Raw genomic sequence first — 1,000 nt, forward strand, 5'->3', positions numbered from 1 at the left:
GCCTTTTGCGTTTAAATTTATATCGCTTTCTGAAACAATCTTTATGCCTTCCGGTGCGGTAAGCTCTAGCTTGCCACCATCACCTTTTAGTGACACACCATCAGCAATCGTGAGAAGAAATTTTCCACCTGATTTGATATGAATTCCATAAGTATTTTGTTCATCATCATATTCAAGGCTGGTTCCATCAGGGTATATCGTTCGGTGAATGCTGCCCTTATCGGCTGCTTGATTAGCATCTGTATGAATGGAACCCACAATCATCCCTTGCGATAAATCCCCTGATGATGAAACAACAATTACTTGCTCTCCAATATCACGTCCTTCATAAGAACGTGTTTTACCGGCGCGGGCTTGGGTATCTGGAATCCAGTCACTGACAAGATTGCCACTTTTTACCCGATAGCGTGCGTTTTTATGGTCGACATGGCTAATCTTCCCCACCACAACCATATTGGCCACACGTCTCTTTAGATCTGTGATTTCTTTATCGCGTCGCTCTAACATGTCCACCTTCAATTTTATGGTATTTGTCTTCGTTTCCCACACCTGTTTCGGGTTTAAAACCGACAAGGGGTTCAACAACTCTTGCGATTGCCTTTCCTTCATCAGGGCAGGGGATATTGGTGACGTAAGTCACCTCAAAGGTTAAAATTGCACCGTGGAGTGCTAAAGCGCCATTATCACCAAAGGCAAAAGCAATATTTTGCAGGCGGCATGTTTCAACTGTGTTGTTGAGATTGGGATTAGCGTAGAAAACCTCCTCAACTTCCCATGCTAATTGGTCAACAAAACGCGCTCCATCTTCACATGTCGCATAACATTCAACATCTAGCGTTAAAACACGCCGTCTTAAGCCAAAATCATGTCCATCTTCAATTGTTTCACTTTGTGTTGAGATATTAATAGCTGGCATTGCTTCAATAAATAAATTGAAGTCACGCATATTGAAAACATTGTCACCAGCTGCCGTCTTTGCTGCTTTGATCAACGCAACAAA

Annotated in this window: 2 protein-coding genes; both read right to left on the reverse strand. The window is 42.6% G+C overall.

What is annotated here, in order from left to right:
• Nucleotides 1-507 (reverse strand): phage baseplate assembly protein V (locus ACFINX_RS10195; protein ID WP_375668807.1); only part of this gene is annotated, 507 nt, incomplete at its 3' end.
• Nucleotides 488-1,000: hypothetical protein (locus tag ACFINX_RS10200; RefSeq protein ID WP_375668808.1), on the reverse strand; the 513-nt coding region annotated here is incomplete at its 5' end. The genes ACFINX_RS10195 and ACFINX_RS10200, both read right to left, overlap by 20 nt.

Origin of the sequence: Bartonella sp. AP36NXGY (assembly GCF_042195865.1) — a bacterium.
Taxonomy (GTDB): Bacteria; Pseudomonadota; Alphaproteobacteria; order Rhizobiales; family Rhizobiaceae; genus Bartonella.